This is a genomic window from Streptomyces sp. NPDC002825, from assembly GCF_040295385.1.
GTDB lineage: Bacteria > Actinomycetota > Actinomycetes > Streptomycetales > Streptomycetaceae > Streptomyces.
The window spans coordinates 67,551-82,790 of record NZ_JBEOVH010000034.1 but is presented as its reverse complement, the minus strand read 5'-3'; the positions used below and the strand labels follow the sequence as shown (position 1 = coordinate 82,790).

At 72.8% G+C, this 15,240-nt stretch carries 13 protein-coding genes; 7 read left to right on the top strand and 6 right to left on the bottom strand.

Annotation, left to right across the window (positions count from 1 at the left end; translation table 11 throughout):
• On the bottom strand, nt 1-411 hold the full coding sequence (locus ABT041_RS32560) for a rho GDP-dissociation inhibitor (RefSeq protein ID WP_351191267.1): 411 nt from the start codon (nt 409-411) through the stop codon (nt 1-3).
• 221 nt (nt 412-632) lie between these two features.
• Here ABT041_RS32560 and ABT041_RS32555 point away from each other — a divergent pair, with 221 nt between their 5' ends.
• Genes ABT041_RS32555 through ABT041_RS32545 form a run of 3 tightly spaced genes read left to right on the top strand, consistent with a single transcriptional unit; the run spans nt 633 to nt 4,502 of the window.
• Nucleotides 633-974, top strand: a complete 342-nt coding sequence (locus ABT041_RS32555; protein ID WP_351191265.1) for an STAS domain-containing protein — start codon at nt 633-635, stop codon at nt 972-974.
• 59 nt (nt 975-1,033) lie between these two features.
• Nucleotides 1,034-1,483, top strand: coding sequence for an ATP-binding protein (locus ABT041_RS32550; RefSeq protein ID WP_351191263.1), 450 nt, complete (start codon nt 1,034-1,036; stop codon nt 1,481-1,483).
• Between the two features lie 55 nt (nt 1,484-1,538).
• Nucleotides 1,539-4,502, top strand: coding sequence for a HAMP domain-containing protein (locus ABT041_RS32545; protein WP_351191261.1), 2,964 nt, complete (start codon nt 1,539-1,541; stop codon nt 4,500-4,502).
• A 16-nt stretch (nt 4,503-4,518) separates the two neighbouring features.
• On the opposite strand, the gene ABT041_RS32540 is transcribed toward ABT041_RS32545, so the two are convergent.
• The 5 genes from ABT041_RS32540 to ABT041_RS32520 all read right to left on the bottom strand — a co-directional run bounded on the left by ABT041_RS32540 (nt 4,519) and on the right by ABT041_RS32520 (nt 8,983).
• Complete coding sequence (locus tag ABT041_RS32540; RefSeq protein WP_351191259.1) at nt 4,519-6,852, bottom strand: SpoIIE family protein phosphatase; 2,334 nt, start codon at nt 6,850-6,852, stop codon at nt 4,519-4,521.
• A 183-nt stretch (nt 6,853-7,035) separates the two neighbouring features.
• Entirely contained in the window at nt 7,036-7,965 is a 930-nt protein-coding gene (gene ku / locus ABT041_RS32535; RefSeq protein ID WP_351191257.1) for a non-homologous end joining protein Ku, read from the bottom strand.
• 17 nt (nt 7,966-7,982) lie between these two features.
• Entirely contained in the window at nt 7,983-8,204 is a 222-nt protein-coding gene (locus ABT041_RS32530) for a hypothetical protein (protein WP_351191255.1), read from the bottom strand.
• Nucleotides 8,201-8,473 (bottom strand): DUF6213 family protein, encoded by a 273-nt coding sequence (locus ABT041_RS32525; protein WP_351191253.1) that lies wholly within the window; start codon nt 8,471-8,473, stop codon nt 8,201-8,203. The genes ABT041_RS32530 and ABT041_RS32525 overlap by 4 nt, the downstream gene beginning before the upstream one ends.
• Before the next feature lie 30 nt (nt 8,474-8,503).
• On the bottom strand, nt 8,504-8,983 hold the full coding sequence (locus ABT041_RS32520; RefSeq protein ID WP_351191251.1) for a universal stress protein: 480 nt from the start codon (nt 8,981-8,983) through the stop codon (nt 8,504-8,506).
• A 274-nt stretch (nt 8,984-9,257) separates the two neighbouring features.
• Between ABT041_RS32520 and ABT041_RS32515 the strand changes: the two genes are divergently transcribed.
• The 4 genes from ABT041_RS32515 to ABT041_RS32500 all read left to right on the top strand — a co-directional run bounded on the left by ABT041_RS32515 (nt 9,258) and on the right by ABT041_RS32500 (nt 15,135).
• A complete protein-coding gene (locus ABT041_RS32515; RefSeq protein ID WP_351191249.1) occupies nt 9,258-9,896 on the top strand; it encodes an endonuclease in 639 nt (212 codons plus the stop codon).
• 57 nt (nt 9,897-9,953) lie between these two features.
• On the top strand, nt 9,954-11,855 hold the full coding sequence (locus ABT041_RS32510) for a transketolase (RefSeq protein WP_351191247.1): 1,902 nt from the start codon (nt 9,954-9,956) through the stop codon (nt 11,853-11,855).
• A gap of 150 nt (nt 11,856-12,005) precedes the next feature.
• On the top strand, nt 12,006-14,192 hold the full coding sequence (gene katG / locus ABT041_RS32505) for a catalase/peroxidase HPI (protein ID WP_502976636.1): 2,187 nt from the start codon (nt 12,006-12,008) through the stop codon (nt 14,190-14,192).
• Nucleotides 14,193-14,316: 124 nt separating this feature from the next.
• Nucleotides 14,317-15,135, top strand: coding sequence for an SDR family NAD(P)-dependent oxidoreductase (locus ABT041_RS32500; RefSeq protein ID WP_351191245.1), 819 nt, complete (start codon nt 14,317-14,319; stop codon nt 15,133-15,135).
• The last annotated feature ends 105 nt before the right edge of the window (nt 15,136-15,240 follow it).

Below are 15,240 nucleotides of genomic sequence, written 5' to 3'. Positions count from 1 at the left end.
TCACCCGGCGGTGGGCTCCGGAGCCGGCTGGTGGACGAGGCGGAAACGGTGGTCCTCCCGGCCCAGGACACGTCCCTCCGCGTCCAGGAACCGGCCCTCCACCTCGTACGTCCCGCAGTTCGCCCGGCCGACGGGCAGCCGCTCGGGCGGCAGCCGGATCTCGTACGGTCCGCCCGCACGGAAGCCGCCGAGCGTGGTCCGCTGCGTGCCGATCACGTCCCCCGCGTACCGTCGGGTCTCCTCGAAGACCAGGCCGTCGACCTCCTCCGCCAGGCGGAAGGTGAGAGCGAGGCTGACCGTCGCACCCTCCGGCAGTTCCAGGTCCTCGATCTCCCGCAGGTCCGGGGAGGGCATGCGGGAGCCCCGATCGTCGGGGGCGAGGGTCACTTCCAGCAGTTCGAACAGCGCCATGACGCCCTCCTTCCGCCGGGCGGCTACCCCGCCCGTGGAACCGTAGACGCGCGGCTTCCACCGATCAGCATGTCAGAAACGGGCGAAAGCGGGCAGAAGACTGATGAGGGGCTTTCGGAGCCGCGGAGGTTCCCGGTGCGAGAGGCGAGGAGGCGGTGAGCCCCATGGAGGCTGCGAGCCGGACGGGAACCCCGCGGGCTTCGCGGGTCGACCGTCTCAGCGTGGACGTCCGGCCCGGGCGGAGCCCCGGCACGGTCGTCCTGGCGCTCGACGGCGAGCTCGACCACGACACGGCGGAACCCCTACGGGACGCGCTGGAATCGCACTCCGGGGCCGACCGTGTCGTCGTGGACTGCTCCGGACTGCGGTTCTGCGACTCGACCGGTCTGAATCTCCTGCTGCGGACGCGGCTGCGGCTGATCGCCGCGGGGGGACACGTGGACCTCGCCGGGCTGCGGTCGCCGGTGGACCGCATCTTCGAGATCACCGGGGCGCTGAAGGTCTTCCCGGTGTACGAGGACGTCGACGCCGCGCTCGCCGCCCCGGAGGCACGCCGGGCATAGACGTTTCCGGAAGACCGGCCCGGGAGGATATTCCGCCCGGGAACGGGAAGGCGCGCCATATGACCAGTCCGCGCATGCGGCCGCCGACGGCTCGTACACGCCGGTACGAGCTGACGGTCGGTGACGGGGTGGTGCGGGAGTGCCGTGAGCTGACGCGCCGGGCCCTGAGCGACTGGTTCGGGCCCGCGGGCGATTCCGGGCAGCTGGCCGTCGAGGACGCGCTGCTGCTGGTCTCCGAGGTCGTCACGAACGCGCTCATGCACGGTGGCGTCCCGTACGAACTGCGGCTCGACCGCTCCGAGGGGCGGCTGTGGGTGGAGGTCAGCGACACGAGCTCGGTACGGCCCCGCCCCCACGGCCGGCACCACGCGAGCCGTCCCTCCGGGCACGGCCTGTACCTGCTCGTCCGGCTCGCGGCCGCCTGGGGCACCGTCCCCCGGGGCAGCGGCAAAGCCGTCTGGTTCGAGGTGGAGGTGCCGGGCCGGGCCGTCGGCGCCGGAGCGACCTAGAGTGGAGTGGTGGTGCGGGGCGCGGCCCCGTGCACCCACCCTGTGCGAGGTCCCCATGGCAGAGCTCAACCCCCACTCCGACGCGGCGGCGCCGCCCGCGGAGCTCGGGGAGGACGGCCTTCGGCGGCTCCTCGCCGGTCTCACCGCCGTGCGCGACGGTGACCTCTCCGTGCGGCTCCCCGACACCGGCGGCGGCATCTTCGGCGAGATCGCCGGCGTCTACAACGACATGGTCGGGCAGCTCTCGCTCGTCACGTCCGAGGTCACCCGCGTCGCCGGCGAGGTCGGCGGCCAGGGCCTCCTCGGCGGCCGGATCCGCGAGCCACGCGCGCGCGGGGTGTGGCGGGAGCTGACGTCCAACGTCAACACGATGGCCGACAACCTCACCTCCCAGGTGCGGTCCATCGCGCAGGTCGCCACGGCCGTCGCCGGCGGCGACCTCACGCGGAAGATCCGGGTGGACGCGCGCGGCGAGATCCTGGAACTGAAGGAGACCATCAACACGATGGTCGACCGGCTGTCCTCCTTCGCCGAGGAGGTCACGCGGGTGGCCCGCGAGGTCGGTACCGAGGGCAAGCTCGGCGGTCAGGCCACCGTCCACGGCGTCTCCGGCACCTGGAAGGATCTCACGGACAACGTCAACTCGATGGCCGACAACCTCACCAACCAGGTGCGGAACATCGCCCAGGTCACCACCGCCGTCGCCCAGGGTGATCTGACCAGCCGGATCGACGTCTCGGCGCGGGGCGAGATCCTCGAACTGAAGACCACCATCAACACGATGGTCGACCAGCTGTCCTCCTTCGCCGCCGAGGTCACCCGCGTCGCCCGCGAGGTCGGCAGGGAGGGCAAGCTCGGCGGCCAGGCCGAGGTCGAGGGCGTCTCCGGCACCTGGAAGCGGCTCACCGAGAACGTCAACGAGCTCGCCGGGAACCTGACCCGCCAGGTCCGCGCCATCGCCGAGGTCACCAGCGCCGTCGCCGAGGGCGATCTGACCCGCTCGATCACGGTCGACGCGCCCGGCGAGGTCAGGGACCTGCGCGACAACATCAACTCGATGGTCGAGTCGCTGCGCGCCACGACCCGGGCGAACGAGGAACAGGACTGGCTCCAGACCAACCTCGCCCGGATCACCGGCCTCCTGCAGGGCACCCGGAGCCTTCCCGAGATCGCCGAACTGATCATGGCGGAGGTGCCGCCGCTGGTCGCCGCCCAGTACGGCGCCTTCTTCCTCGCCGAGGAGGGCGAGAAGGGCGTCGAGCTCGTCATGACCGCCTCGTACGGCTCCCCCGACGACCCGGACGCCGCACCCCGCCGGTTCCGCCTCGGCCAGTCCCTGGTCGGACAGTCCGCCCGGGACCGGCGCGCCCTCCTCGTCGAGCACGTCCCCGACGGCTACGCCACCGTCGCCTCCGGGGTGGGGTCCGGCGAGCCGAGCATGCTGATCGTCCTGCCGATCGTGGTGGAGGAACAGGTCCTCGGCGCCGTCGAGTTCGCCTCCCTGCACCCCTTCACCCCGCTCCGGCGGGAGTTCCTCGACCGGTTCGTCGTCAGCGTGGGCGCCGTCCTCGGCTCCCTGGTCGCCAACCTCCGCACGGACGAGCTCCTCGGGCAGTACCGGAAGCTCGCCGACGAACTCCGCTCCCGGTCGAAGGAGTTGCAGACCGGCCAGCAGGACCTCCAGAGGTCCAATGCCGAGTTGCAGGAGAAGGCGGCGCTCCTGGCCCAGCGCAACAAGGACATCGAGTCCAAGAACCTCGTCATCGAGCAGGCCCGCCAGGAGCTGGAGGAACGGGCCCAGCAGCTGTCCCGCACCTCCATGTACAAGTCCGAGTTCCTCGCCAACATGAGCCACGAGCTGCGCACCCCGCTCAACAGCCTGCTGATCCTGGCCCGGTTGCTCACCCAGAACGCCGAGGGCAACCTGACGCAGAAGCAGATCGACTACGCGGAGGTCATCCACTCCGCGGGCTCCGACCTCCTCCAGCTGATCAACGACATCCTCGACCTGTCGAAGGTCGAGTCCGGCAAGATGGAGGTCCGGCAGGAGGTGTTCCCGCTGCGCCGGCTCATGGACGATCTGGAGTCCACGTTCGGTCCGGTCGCCGACGAACGTAACCTCGACTTCGGTGTCACCCTCGCCGACGACGTGCCCGCGGAACTCAGCGGCGACCAGGCGCGCATCCGCCAGATCCTGCGCAACCTGCTCTCCAACGCGCTGAAGTTCACCGAGGAGGGCCGGGTGACGCTCACCGTCGAGTACGCGACCCCCCAGGAGACCCCGCAGGGCCTGGGCCCCGGGGGGCGGGTCCTCGCCTTCCGGGTCGCCGACACCGGCATCGGGATCCCCGACGAGCAGCTGCTCCACGTCTTCGAGGCCTTCCAGCAGGGCGACGGCACGGTCGCCCGGCGGTACGGAGGCACCGGCCTCGGTCTGTCCATCAGTCGGGAGGTGGCCGGGCTCCTCGGCGGGACGATCCAGGCGAAGAGCGTGCTCGGCGACGGCAGCACCTTCACCTTGTACCTCCCCGTGGCGCGGTCCGCGGAGGCCCCGGAACCCGGCGGGGGCCCCGTCGGCGTGACCCCGCAGGACCTCAGGCCCTCCCCCGCCGGTCTGCCGGGCACGGCCGCGGGCCCTGACGGCTTGGCGGGCCGGACCGTGCTGGTCGTGGACGACGACGCCCGCAACGTCTTCGCGCTCACCGAAGTGCTCGAAGGGCACGGGCTGCGGGTCCTCACGGCCGACGGCGGCCGGGCCGGTCTCGACCTGCTCGCCGCGCACGAGGAGATCGGGCTCGTCCTGATGGACGTCATGATGGCCGGGATGGACGGCTACACGGCCATCCAGGCCATCAGGGAGCTGCCGGGCCGCACCAGGCTTCCCGTCATCGCGGTCACCGCGAAGGCGATGCCCGGCGACCGGGCCGACGCCCTGGCGGCCGGCGCCGACGACTACGTCGCCAAGCCCGTCGACGAGGACGAGCTGACCGCCAAGATCCGGGCCTGGCTGGCCGGCTGAGCCGGGTGCCGGCGCCTCAGCCGTCCGGCGGCCTGCCCCGTACCCGTACGGCGACGAGGCTGGTGTCGTCGTCGGTGTCCCCGGCCGCCCTGCGCAGCAGCTCGTCGACGAGCGTGTCCGGCGCGTGGCCCGCGAGCCGCTCCGCCTCGGCGGCGAGCCGTGAAACGCCCTCGTCGAGGCCGTCGTGGCGGCGCTCGATCAGCCCGTCGGTGTACAGCAGCAGGGTGTCTCCGGGGCGCAGCCCGATCCGCTGCTCGTGGTACACGTACGAGGGCACGGCGCCGAGCAGCACGTCCTGGGGCGGTTCGAGGAGCTTGACCCGGCCGTCCCTGATCAACAGCATCGGCAGGTGTCCGGCGCTCGACCAGAGCATCCCGCCGTCCTCGGGGTCGTACAGCGCGCAGACGGCGGTGGCGGTGGTCCCGCCTCCGGTGCGCAGGGTCACGTCGTTGAGCCACTCCATGAGCCGTCGCGGCGAGTGGCCGGTGAAGGCGAGCGCCCGCTGGGCGTTGCGGAGGGCCACCATCCCCGTGACGGAGTCGATGCCGTGCCCAGCGATGTCGCCGACGGCGACGAGGATCTTGCCGCTCGGGAGGGCCAGCACGTCGTACCAGTCGCCGCCGACCCGGTACTCCTCCGCGGCCGGCCGGTACCGGGCGGCCACGACGAGGTTCCCGGGCATCTCCTGGATCCCCGGCACCTCGGGCACGATCGCCTGCTGGAGCTGGAGCGCCATCTGGTGGCGCAGCTCCGCCTGGTCGTGGAGGGCGGTGAGGTGGTCGAAGGTCGCGGTCAGCGCGGCCTCGGTCCTGCGGCTGTCCGACACGTCCTGGTACACCCCGGCGAAGCCGGTGACGGTCCCGTCCGCGATGAGCGGCTCCGCCGCGACGCGCACGTGGCGCACCGTCCCGTCGGGGAGCGCGACCCGCAGGAAGGTCTGCCCGCCCGTCTGCCGCTCGGTCAGGTTCGCCAGCAGTTCAGCGAGGGCCTTCCGGTCGTCGGGGCGGACGCGCTCGCGCAGCTCCGCGAGCGGGACCGGCGCCTCGCCGGGGTCCACGCCGAAGATGGCGTACGCCTCCCGCGACCACACCGTGTCGCCGCCGGTCAGGCTGTCCTGGAAGGGGGCCACGCTCTGCAGCCGGGCGACGGCCCGGGCCGCGGCGAGGCCGGTGTCGCTCACGGTGTGCCACATGAGCAGGACGTGCTCCCCGCCGGCCGGCAGGACGCGTACGTCGATGAGGGGTGCGGGTTCTCCCGGTCCGGCCGCCGCCGGGAGCCGGGCGGCCCGCTGGGTGCGCCCGGTGCCGAGGGCGCGGCGCGCCATGCGGGTCAGGTCGGCGTGGACGAGGGGGAAGGCGTGGGTGAGGGAGGCCTCGGCCGCGACGGAGGCGCCGCCGAGCGCGGCGGCCGCCTCCTCGTTGAGGTGCCGCACGACCGGCGCCCCGGGCGAGCCGTGAGTGCTCTTCGCGTCCCTCAGGTCGAGCAGCATCGCCGGCCGGGCGAGGGAGTCGAGGACGTCCACGAGGACGGGGACGGAGACCGGTGCCGGGTCGACGGTGTCCAGGACCGTGCCCGCCACCTCCATGAGCCCGGTGAGGGCGCGTCGTACCGACGCGTCGAGGACCGTGGGCTCCGGCCAGCCGACGAGCGCGAGGCCGACCGTCCGGTCGCGCCGGCGCAGCGGGAGCAGGGCGCGGGCCGCGCGCGCCGTGGGCCCCGGCAGCGGCTCTCCGCCGGGCGCGCCCGTCTCGAGCCAGACCGGTGTGTCCTCGTCCAGGACGGCACGGAAGGGCGCCGGGGCGGCGGGCGGGATCCACTGCCAGGCCGCGGCCTCGGCCGCGCCCACGCCCGCGTATCCGGCGAGCCGCAGACAGTCGAGGTCGGCGCGTCGCCACAGCCACAGGCTGTCCGCGCCGAGCGGGGCGAGGCCCTCCTCCAGCAGGGTCCGGGCCGCGTCCCGGACCGTGTCGGCGGTCTCCGCGGCCGCGGCGGTGCGGCGCGCCCGGCGGCTCTCGGCGGGGCGCGCGGCGATGGAGCCGTCGCTCCCCGGGTGCGGGTCCGCGGGCAAGCCATCCGGCGGGAGGACCGTGTCCCCGGCGGCCGCGTTCACGATGTCCGCGGCGACGTCCTCGACCGACAGGCCGGTCGCCTGCGCGAGGGCGTCGAGGTACTGGGCCGCTTCGGAGGGGGGCAGCCGAAGCTGGGCGGAGAGCGCTCCGGCGGCGAGGTCCTGCAGATGGCGCCGGGCGAACCGCTCGCGCAGCCAGCGGTTCTCGGCGGCGAGCGGGGCGTATCCGGGATCGGCCCGGGCGTCGTGCGGCGGCCCGGTGGATCGTGGAGAACCTGTCAAGACGACCTCCGATCCGCCTCTGAGCGGGGCACGGAGCACACGTTCGGATCCGCTCCGGATTTTACTCGCAGGGCGGGCCACCGGGCCCCCGCTCACGACGACCGGGCCGCCCGGGGCCGGTGCGGCCGCGCGGGACCGCCGGGCCGGGCAGACCTGTCAGGCCCACCAGGCCCACCAGGCCCGTCAGGCTGCGAGGGCCTCGATCAGCTCGTCGCGGGTCATGCTGGACCGGCCCCGTATCCCGGCGTCCGCGGCCCTCTCGTACAGCTCCGACTTCGTGAGGTCGCCGAGCTCGCCGGCAGGCTCCCGCTCCGGCTCGGACTCGCTCCCGGACCCGCCGCGCGCACGCTTCACACTCGCGCGCAGGGCCTCCATGAGGTCGATGACGTTGGTGGCCTCGGCGGCGGGTTCGGCCTTCTCCACCGTCTCGCCGGCCTGCTTCGCCTCGATCAGCGCGGCGACCTTCTCCTGGTAGGTGTCCCGGTACTCCTCGGGGTCCCAGTCGATCGCCATGGCCTCGATGAGCTGCTCGGCCGTCTTCCGTTCCTTCTCGGAGGTCTTCGGACGGCCGGGGAGGTTGTCGATCTCCTCGCCGGGATCGCGGATCTCGTCGGCCCAGTGGAGGGTGTGGCAGGTCAGCAGCCCGTTCTCGGCCTTGACGGCCACCAGGTACTCGCGCTGCCGCATGACGAACGTGGCGATGCCCGCCCGGTTCGCCCGGGAGAGGGTCTGTTCGAGGAGGTGGTAGATCTTGCCGTGCTCCTCGTCGACCGGACCGAGGTAGTACGTCTTGTCGAAGAAGATCGGGTCGACCTCGTCGAGGTCGACGAACCCGCTGATCTCCAGCGTCTTCGAGCGGCCGGGCGCGATGTCGTCGAGCTCGCCGGGTTCGACGAGCACGTACTCGTCCCCGGCGTCGAAGCCCTTCACGATGTCGTCGAGGCCGACCTCCTCGCCCGTCCGCTCGTTCACCCGGCGGTTGCGCACCCGGTCGGAGGTGCCGCGCTGCAGCTGGTGGAAGCGGATGGTGTGCCGGTCGGTGGCCGTGTAGAGCCCGACCGGCAGACTGACCAGACCGAACGCGAGATTCCCTCTCCACACGGGCCGTGCCATCGTCGTCACCGGTCCGTTCAGTCGGCCGGTTCGTCCGGCGCGGGGTGCTCGGGGTGGATCGTGCCGTCACGGGGACGCCCCCTGGGGCCCGTGCCGGCCTCGTCGGGGTCGGGGGCCTCCGGTTCGCCGGCCTCCTCGGGGACGGGCACGGACAGCGGGTCTCCCGCGGCGGCCTGCTCGTCCTCGCGGTCCCGGGGCAGCGGCTCGTCCGGGCGTCGTGGGCTCTTCTGCTCGCTCATCGCGGGTCACTCTCTTCCGATGCGTCGTCCCCGCCGTCCTCCCCGATGCTGGGCGGCAGCAGGGCGATGCACTCGGCGTCGATCCTGTCCGCGACCTCCGTCAGCGATTCGACGAGGGCCTCGACGGTCTCGGGTTCGAGGCCCGACTCGAGGTCGTCGGCGGCGTCCAGCCAGCGTGAGGCGAGCCGTCGCAGGAGCAGGGTCACCTCGTCGGCGGGGAGCAGGAGGGGACCTCCGGGGACGTGCACGAGGGACATCGACGCGTTCATGGGATCCTCCGGGTACGGGACGGGCTTCCGTCAGGGGGCGGTGTCCGTCGCCCCGGCGGCCTCCTCGGAGGCCTCGGCCCGGACGATGACGACCGGGCAGGACGCGTGCACGGCGCACTGCTGGCTGACCGAGCCGAGGAGCAGGCTCGCGAAGCCGCCCCGGCCGCGGCTTCCGACGACGAGCAGGTCGGCGCCGGCGGACGCCTCGATCAGTACCTTGGCGGGGTTGCCCCGGACCACGTGCTGCTCCAGTGGCGGTATGTCGCCGCTCCGGGAGAGCACCGCGCCGAGCTCCTCGGACAGCGCCTTGCGGGCCTGCTCCTCGTCGAAGGCGGCGTCCACGGGCGGCGCGGACCATCCCGTCGCCCCGGGCACGTCGAACACCCCCACCACGGTCAGGGTCGCTCCGGTCTGCCGTGCCTGCCGGGCCGCCCACCGCAGCGCCGCGTACGACGAGGGCGAGCCGTCGACGCCGACGACCACTCGGGGGCCGCTGCCGCTGAAGTCCATGATCGTGCCCCTTCTCGCTCGCGTTCCCGACGGGTCCGGGGAGCCGGAGGGAGCCGGGGTCCCGTCCTCTCCTCCCCGACCGACTACCCGGCGCCGCGTGCCGTACGCGTGGGTACCGGATCGTGCGGGTAGGCGGGGGCCGAGGGCCGGAGCCCGAAGAAGGCCGGAAGCCGAAGAAGGGGCGTGCCGACGGAAGAGGGTTCCCGCGGGCGGTGGGCGGGCCGGCTGCAGAGGGTTCACGCTGGAAGGGGACGGGCCGGCGAAGGAGGAGCCGATGGACGCCGACCGGGCGATCGCGCGGCTGCTGCGCGAGCACGGACGGACCTATGCCGAAGAGGCCGGCATCACCCTGCGGGACAAGCCCGCCCCGCTGTATCAGCTGCTGGTCCTCACGGTCCTCTGCTCGATACGGATCAGGGCCTCGACGGCCACCGCCGCCGCCCGTGAACTGTTCGCCGCCGGGCTGCGGACCCCCCGCGCCATGGCGGACTCCACCTGGCAGGCGCGGGTGGACGCGCTCGGCCGGGCACACTACGTCCGGTACGACGAGAGCACGGCCACCGCCCTGGGCGAGGGCGCGGCGCTGGTCCTCGACCGCCACCACGGCGATCTGCGACGGCTCCGGGAGGAGGCCGACGGCGATCCGGAGAAGCTCGGCGCACTGCTGCGGGAGGTCCCGAGGATCGGCCCGGTGGGCGCGGGCGTCTTCTGCCGCGAGGCGCAGGCGGTCTGGCCGGAGCTGCGCCCGTACTTCGACGAGCGCACGCTCGCGACCGCCGCCGAACTCGACCTGCCGCACACGCCGGCGGGCCTCGCCCGTCACGTCCCGCCGGAGGACCTGGCCCGTCTGGCGGCCGCCCTCGTCCGCGCCGGTCTCGCGGGCGAGGCGGCGGAGGACCTGCGGGCCGCCTGAGGCCCGGGGACGGCCCGGGCGCGGGTACGAACGGAGCCGGTCAGAAAGGACTCGGTCATGACCGCAGCACCCACCACCCCCACCTCCACGCTCGGCCCCGACAGCGACCTTTCCCAGGTCTTCGAGCTCGCCCAGCAGCTACGGGTGGACTCGGTGCGGGCCAGCACGGCCGCGGGCTCCGGGCACCCCACCTCCAGTCTGTCGGCGGCCGATCTGATGGCGGTCCTGATGGCCCGCCATCTGCGCTACGACTGGTCTGCGCCCGACGACCCGGCCGCAGACCACCTCGTCTTCTCCAAGGGGCATGCCTCGCCCCTGCTGTACGCGATGTTCAAGGCCGCCGGGGCGATCGACGACGACGAGCTGATGACGACGTACCGCCGCTTCGGGCACCGCCTCCAGGGGCATCCGACCCCCGAGCTGCCCTGGGTGGACGTGGCCACCGGCTCCCTCGGCCAGGGCGTCTGCTACGCCGTCGGGATCGCGCTCGCGGTACGGGACCTGGAGCGGCGGTCCGCGCGGGTGTGGGTGCTGTGCGGTGACAGCGAGACGGCCGAGGGTTCCGTGTGGGAGGCCCTCGACAAGGCCGGGCACCACCGCCTCGCCAACCTGACGGTCCTGCTGGATGTGAACCGCCTCGGCCAGCGGGGCCCCACCGAGCTGGAGTGGGACACGGAGGCGTACGCCCGTCGCGTCGAGGCCTTCGGCTGCCGGGCGATCGTCGTCGACGGCCACGACCTCGAGGCGATCGACGCGGCGCTCACGACGGCCACCGACGGACGGGAGCCGACGGTCGTCGTCGCGAGGACCGTCAAGGGGCGTGGTGCGACGGAGGTGGCCGACAAGGAGGGGTGGCACGGCAAGGCGCTCTCCGAGGAGCAGGCCGAGCGCGCCGTCGCCGAGCTCGGCGGCGTACGCGGTCTGCGGGTGCGCGGCCCGCGACCGCCCGACGAGCAGGCCACCCGGCCCGACGGCGGGCAGGCGGGTCCGGTCGAACTGCCCCGGTACGAGGTCGGCGAGAAGGTCGCCACCCGTGTCGCCTTCGGTGCCGCCCTGGCCGCCGTCGGTGCCCGGCCCGATGTCGTCGCCCTGGACGCGGAGGTCGGCAACTCGACGCACGCGGAGGAGTTCGGCAAGGCCCATCCGGAGCGGTACTTCCAGACGTACATCGCGGAGCAGCAGATGATCGCGGACGCGGTCGGCATGGCCGTGCGCGGCTTCCGCCCGTACGCCGCGACCTTCGCCGCCTTCCTCAGCCGCGCGCACGACTTCATCCGCATGGCCTCCGTCTCGCGGATCACGATGGCCCTGTGCGGGACGCACTGCGGGGTCGAGATCGGGGCGGACGGGCCTTCGCAGATGGGTCTGGAGGATCTCGCGATGATGCGCGCGGTCCTCGGCTCCACCGTGCTGTATCCGTCCGACGCCACGTCCGCGGCCGCGCTGACCGCGGCCATGGCGGACCTCCACGGGATCTCCTATCTGCGCGCCACCCGCGGGGCGTACCCGGTGCTCTACGACGGTGACGAGACGTTTCCCGTCGGCGGTTCGAAGACCCTGCACCAGAGCACGGACGACCGGGTCACGCTCGTCGGCGCCGGTGTCACCCTGCACGAGTGCCTGGCGGCCGCCGCCGAGCTGGCCGGCGAGGGCGTACGGGCCCGGGTCGTCGACCTGTACTCGGTCAAGCCCGTCGACGTGGGCACCCTCAGGCGTGCGGCCCTGGAGACCGGCGCCGTCCTCGTCGTCGAGGACCACCATCCCGAGGGCGGACTCGGCGAGGCCGTCCTGTCGGCGCTCGCGGCGGACGCAGGGCGACCCGCCTTCCCCCATCTCGCCTTCGGCCATCTCGCGGTCACGGAGCTGCCCGGTTCCGGCACCACCGAGGAACTCCTGGACGCGTGCGGTATCTCCCGTACCCACGTCGCCCGGGCCGCCCGGGCACTGATCACGCGGTAGGCGCCCGTCGGGGCATCGGCCGGAAGGTCCTTCCTTCGGATCATTTCCGTAGGTTGGGCTGGTTCTGCGTGTTATCGCCCGTACGCGGTCCGCCGTACGCGACCATGTCGGACGCCGAAACCGTCACAGATCAGCGGAAGAAGGACCCACGTGCCCGGCAGCGACAGCGAGAACCCGGCGATCCCGTCCCCCACCCCCACCGAGACCCGGCCCAAGACCAACAGGGACTGGTGGCCGAACCAGTTGGACCTCCAGGTCCTCCACCAGCAGTCGCCCCTCTCCGATCCGATGGGCGAGGAGTTCGACTACGCGAAGGAGTTCGCCGGCCTCGACGTCGAGGCGCTGAAGCGGGACGTCTTCGCCCTGATGACGGACTCCCAGGAGTGGTGGCCCGCCGACTACGGCCACTACGGGCCCCTGTTCATCCGGATGAGCTGGCACGCCGCGGGGACGTACCGCATCGCGGACGGCCGGGGCGGGGGCGGCCGTGGCGCCCAGCGGTTCGCCCCGCTGAACAGCTGGCCGGACAACGCGAGCCTCGACAAGGCGCGCCGGCTGCTGTGGCCGGTCAAGCAGAAGTACGGGCGGAAGATCTCCTGGGCCGACCTGCTGGTCTTCGCCGGCAACTGCGCCATGGAGTCCATGGGGTTCAGGACCTTCGGGTTCGGCTTCGGCCGTCCCGACATCTGGGAGCCGGAGGAGATCTTCTGGGGCCCCGAGGACACCTGGCTGGGCGACGAGCGCTACAGCGGCGACAGGGAGCTCACCGGTCCCTTCGGGGCCGTGCAGATGGGCCTGATCTACGTCAATCCGGAGGGCCCCAACGGCAACCCGGATCCGGTGGCCGCCGCCCGGGACATCCGGGAGACCTTCGGCCGCATGGCGATGAACGACGAGGAGACGGTCGCGCTCATCGTCGGCGGCCACACCTTCGGCAAGTGTCACGGTGCCGTCGCTCCCGAGTACATCGGTCCGGAGCCCGAGGCCGCCCCCATGGAGCAGCAGGCCCTCGGCTGGCGGAACACGTACGGCAGCGGCAAGGGCGCCGACACGCTCACCAGCGGACTCGAAGGGGCGTGGACCAACGAGCCGACGAAGTGGGACAACGGCTATCTGGACAACCTGTTCCGGTACGAGTGGGAGCTGACGACCAGCCCGGCGGGCGCCCAGCAGTGGACGCCCAAGGACGCGTCCGCGAAGGACACCGTGCCCGACGCGCACGACCCGTCGAAGCGGCACGCCCCGATGATGCTCACGACGGACCTCTCGCTGCGGATGGACCCGGTCTACGCGCCGATCGCGAAGCGCTTCCACGAGAACCCGGACCAGCTCGCTGACGCGTTCGCCAGGGCCTGGTACAAGCTGCTGCACCGTGACATGGGCCCCCTCTCGCGCTACCTCGGCCCGTGGATCCCCGAGCCGCAGCTGTGGCAGGATCCCGTCCCCGCGGTCGACCACGAGCTCGTCGGCGAGGCGGACATCGCGGCCCTCAAGGCCCGGATCCTCGACTCGGGGCTCTCCGTCTCCCAGCTGGTCACCACCGCCTGGGCGTCGGCCGCGAGCTTCCGCGGCACCGACAAGCGCGGCGGTGCCAACGGGGCGCGGATCCGGCTCGCACCGCAGAAGGACTGGGAGGTCAACGACCTGCCCGAGGTGACGCGGACGATCGAGACCCTCGACGGGATCCGCGAGGACTTCAACGCCTCGGGCGGCGGCACGAGGATCTCGCTCGCCGACCTCATCGTGCTCGGCGGGTGCGCGGCCGTCGAGCGGGCCGCGAAGAACGCCGGACACGAGCTCACCGTCCCCTTCGCGCCGGGGCGCACGGACGCCTCGCAGGAGCAGACCGACGTCGAGGCCTTCGCGGTGCTCGAACCCCGGGCGGACGGCTTCCGCAACTACCTGAAGGCCGGGGAGAAGCTCTCGCCGGAGACGCTCCTGCTCGACCGCGCCAGCCTGCTGACCCTGACGGCGCCCGAGATGACGGTGCTCGTCGGCGGGATGCGGGTCCTGGGCACCGGGTACGGCCAGTCGGCGCACGGGGCCTTCACCGACCGGCCGGAGTCGCTGACCAACGACTTCTTCACCGGGTTGCTCGACATGGGCACGGAGTGGAAGGCGTCGACGTCCGACGCCAACGTCTTCGAGGGCCGCGACCGCTCCACGGGCGAGGTGCGGTGGACCGCCACCCCGGTCGACCTCGTCTTCGGCTCGCACTCCCAGCTGCGGGCCCTCGCCGAGGTGTACGCGTCGGCCGACGCGGGAGAGAAGTTCGCCCGGGACTTCGTGGCCGCGTGGGACAAGGTGATGAACCTGGACCGGTTCGACCTGCGCTGAACACGGCGGGGGGGCCGGCCGGCGCGTCCGGCCGGCCCCCCGGGCTCCTGCGTAGCCTGGTGGTGTCGACACCAGGTGTGACACACACTGCCCGGGGCCGCCGGATACTGTCAGCGTGGTCGCCATGACCCACCCCACCACCTTGATCACCGGCGTCACCCAGGGCATGGGCCGCGCGCTCGCCCTCGACCTGGCGTCCCGCGGCGGCACCCTCCTCCTGCACGGCCGCAACGCCGAACGGCTCGACGCCGTGGCCGCCGAGGTCCGGGCCGCCGGCCCCGGCACCACGGTCCGTACGTATCTCGCCGACCTCTCCGACCTCGACCAGGTGCACGCGATGGCCGCCCGGATCCGGGCGTCGGAGCCGTACCTCGACGGCCTGGTCCACAACGCGGTGGCCGGCGGCGGCTCGCGGCCGCTCGTCCGCGAGCTGAGCGCCCAGGGCCATGAACTCCGCTTCGCCGTCAACCACGTGGCGCCGTACGCGCTCACCCGCGCCCTGCTGCCGCTGCTCACGGCCTCGGCTCCGGCGCGGGTCGTCAACGTCGCCTCGATCGGACAGGAGACCATCGACTTCGACGACGTGATGATGGAGAAGGAGTACGAGGGGCTGCGGGCCTACTGCCGGAGCAAGCTCGCGATGATCATGGCGACCATCGAGCTCGGCGCCGAACTGGAGGGCACCGGCGTCACGGTGAACGCCCTCCACCCGGCCCACCTGATGGACACGCCCGCCGTCCGCGCCTACGGGCTCACCCCGCTCACCACCACGGAGGAGGGCGTCCGTCCGACCGTACGGCTGCTCCTCGACCCGGAACTGGCCACCGTCACCGGCCGCTACTTCGACCAGTTCACCGAGACACGGGCCCACGAGCAGGCGTACGACACGGGCGCGCGTGAGCGTCTGATGAAACTGACGCACGATCTCATCGGACGGGTGTGACCGGCGGCGACCGTGGCCGCGCAACTCCGTCGGCGGCGCCGGGCGGGTCGTCCGCGCGCGAGGAGCACCACCCTCGATCATGGGCAGCAGTACGTCCCCATGTGT

Excerpts from the sequence above, each read along its gene's own strand:
- ABT041_RS32510 (WP_351191247.1), top strand. The coding sequence starts at position 9,954 with ATGACCGCAGCACCCACCACCCCCACCTCCACGCTCGGCCCCGACAGC.
- ABT041_RS32560 (WP_351191267.1), bottom strand. The coding sequence starts at position 411 with ATGGCGCTGTTCGAACTGCTGGAAGTGACCCTCGCCCCCGACGATCGG.
- ABT041_RS32530 (WP_351191255.1), bottom strand. The coding sequence starts at position 8,204 with ATGAGCGAGCAGAAGAGCCCACGACGCCCGGACGAGCCGCTGCCCCGG.
- ABT041_RS32525 (WP_351191253.1), bottom strand. The coding sequence starts at position 8,473 with ATGAACGCGTCGATGTCCCTCGTGCACGTCCCCGGAGGTCCCCTCCTG.
- ABT041_RS32500 (WP_351191245.1), top strand. The coding sequence starts at position 14,317 with ATGACCCACCCCACCACCTTGATCACCGGCGTCACCCAGGGCATGGGC.
- ABT041_RS32520 (WP_351191251.1), bottom strand. The coding sequence starts at position 8,983 with ATGGACTTCAGCGGCAGCGGCCCCCGAGTGGTCGTCGGCGTCGACGGC.
- ABT041_RS32550 (WP_351191263.1), top strand. The coding sequence starts at position 1,034 with ATGACCAGTCCGCGCATGCGGCCGCCGACGGCTCGTACACGCCGGTAC.
- ABT041_RS32545 (WP_351191261.1), top strand. The coding sequence starts at position 1,539 with ATGGCAGAGCTCAACCCCCACTCCGACGCGGCGGCGCCGCCCGCGGAG.
- ABT041_RS32515 (WP_351191249.1), top strand. The coding sequence starts at position 9,258 with ATGGACGCCGACCGGGCGATCGCGCGGCTGCTGCGCGAGCACGGACGG.
- ku (WP_351191257.1), bottom strand. The coding sequence starts at position 7,965 with ATGGCACGGCCCGTGTGGAGAGGGAATCTCGCGTTCGGTCTGGTCAGT.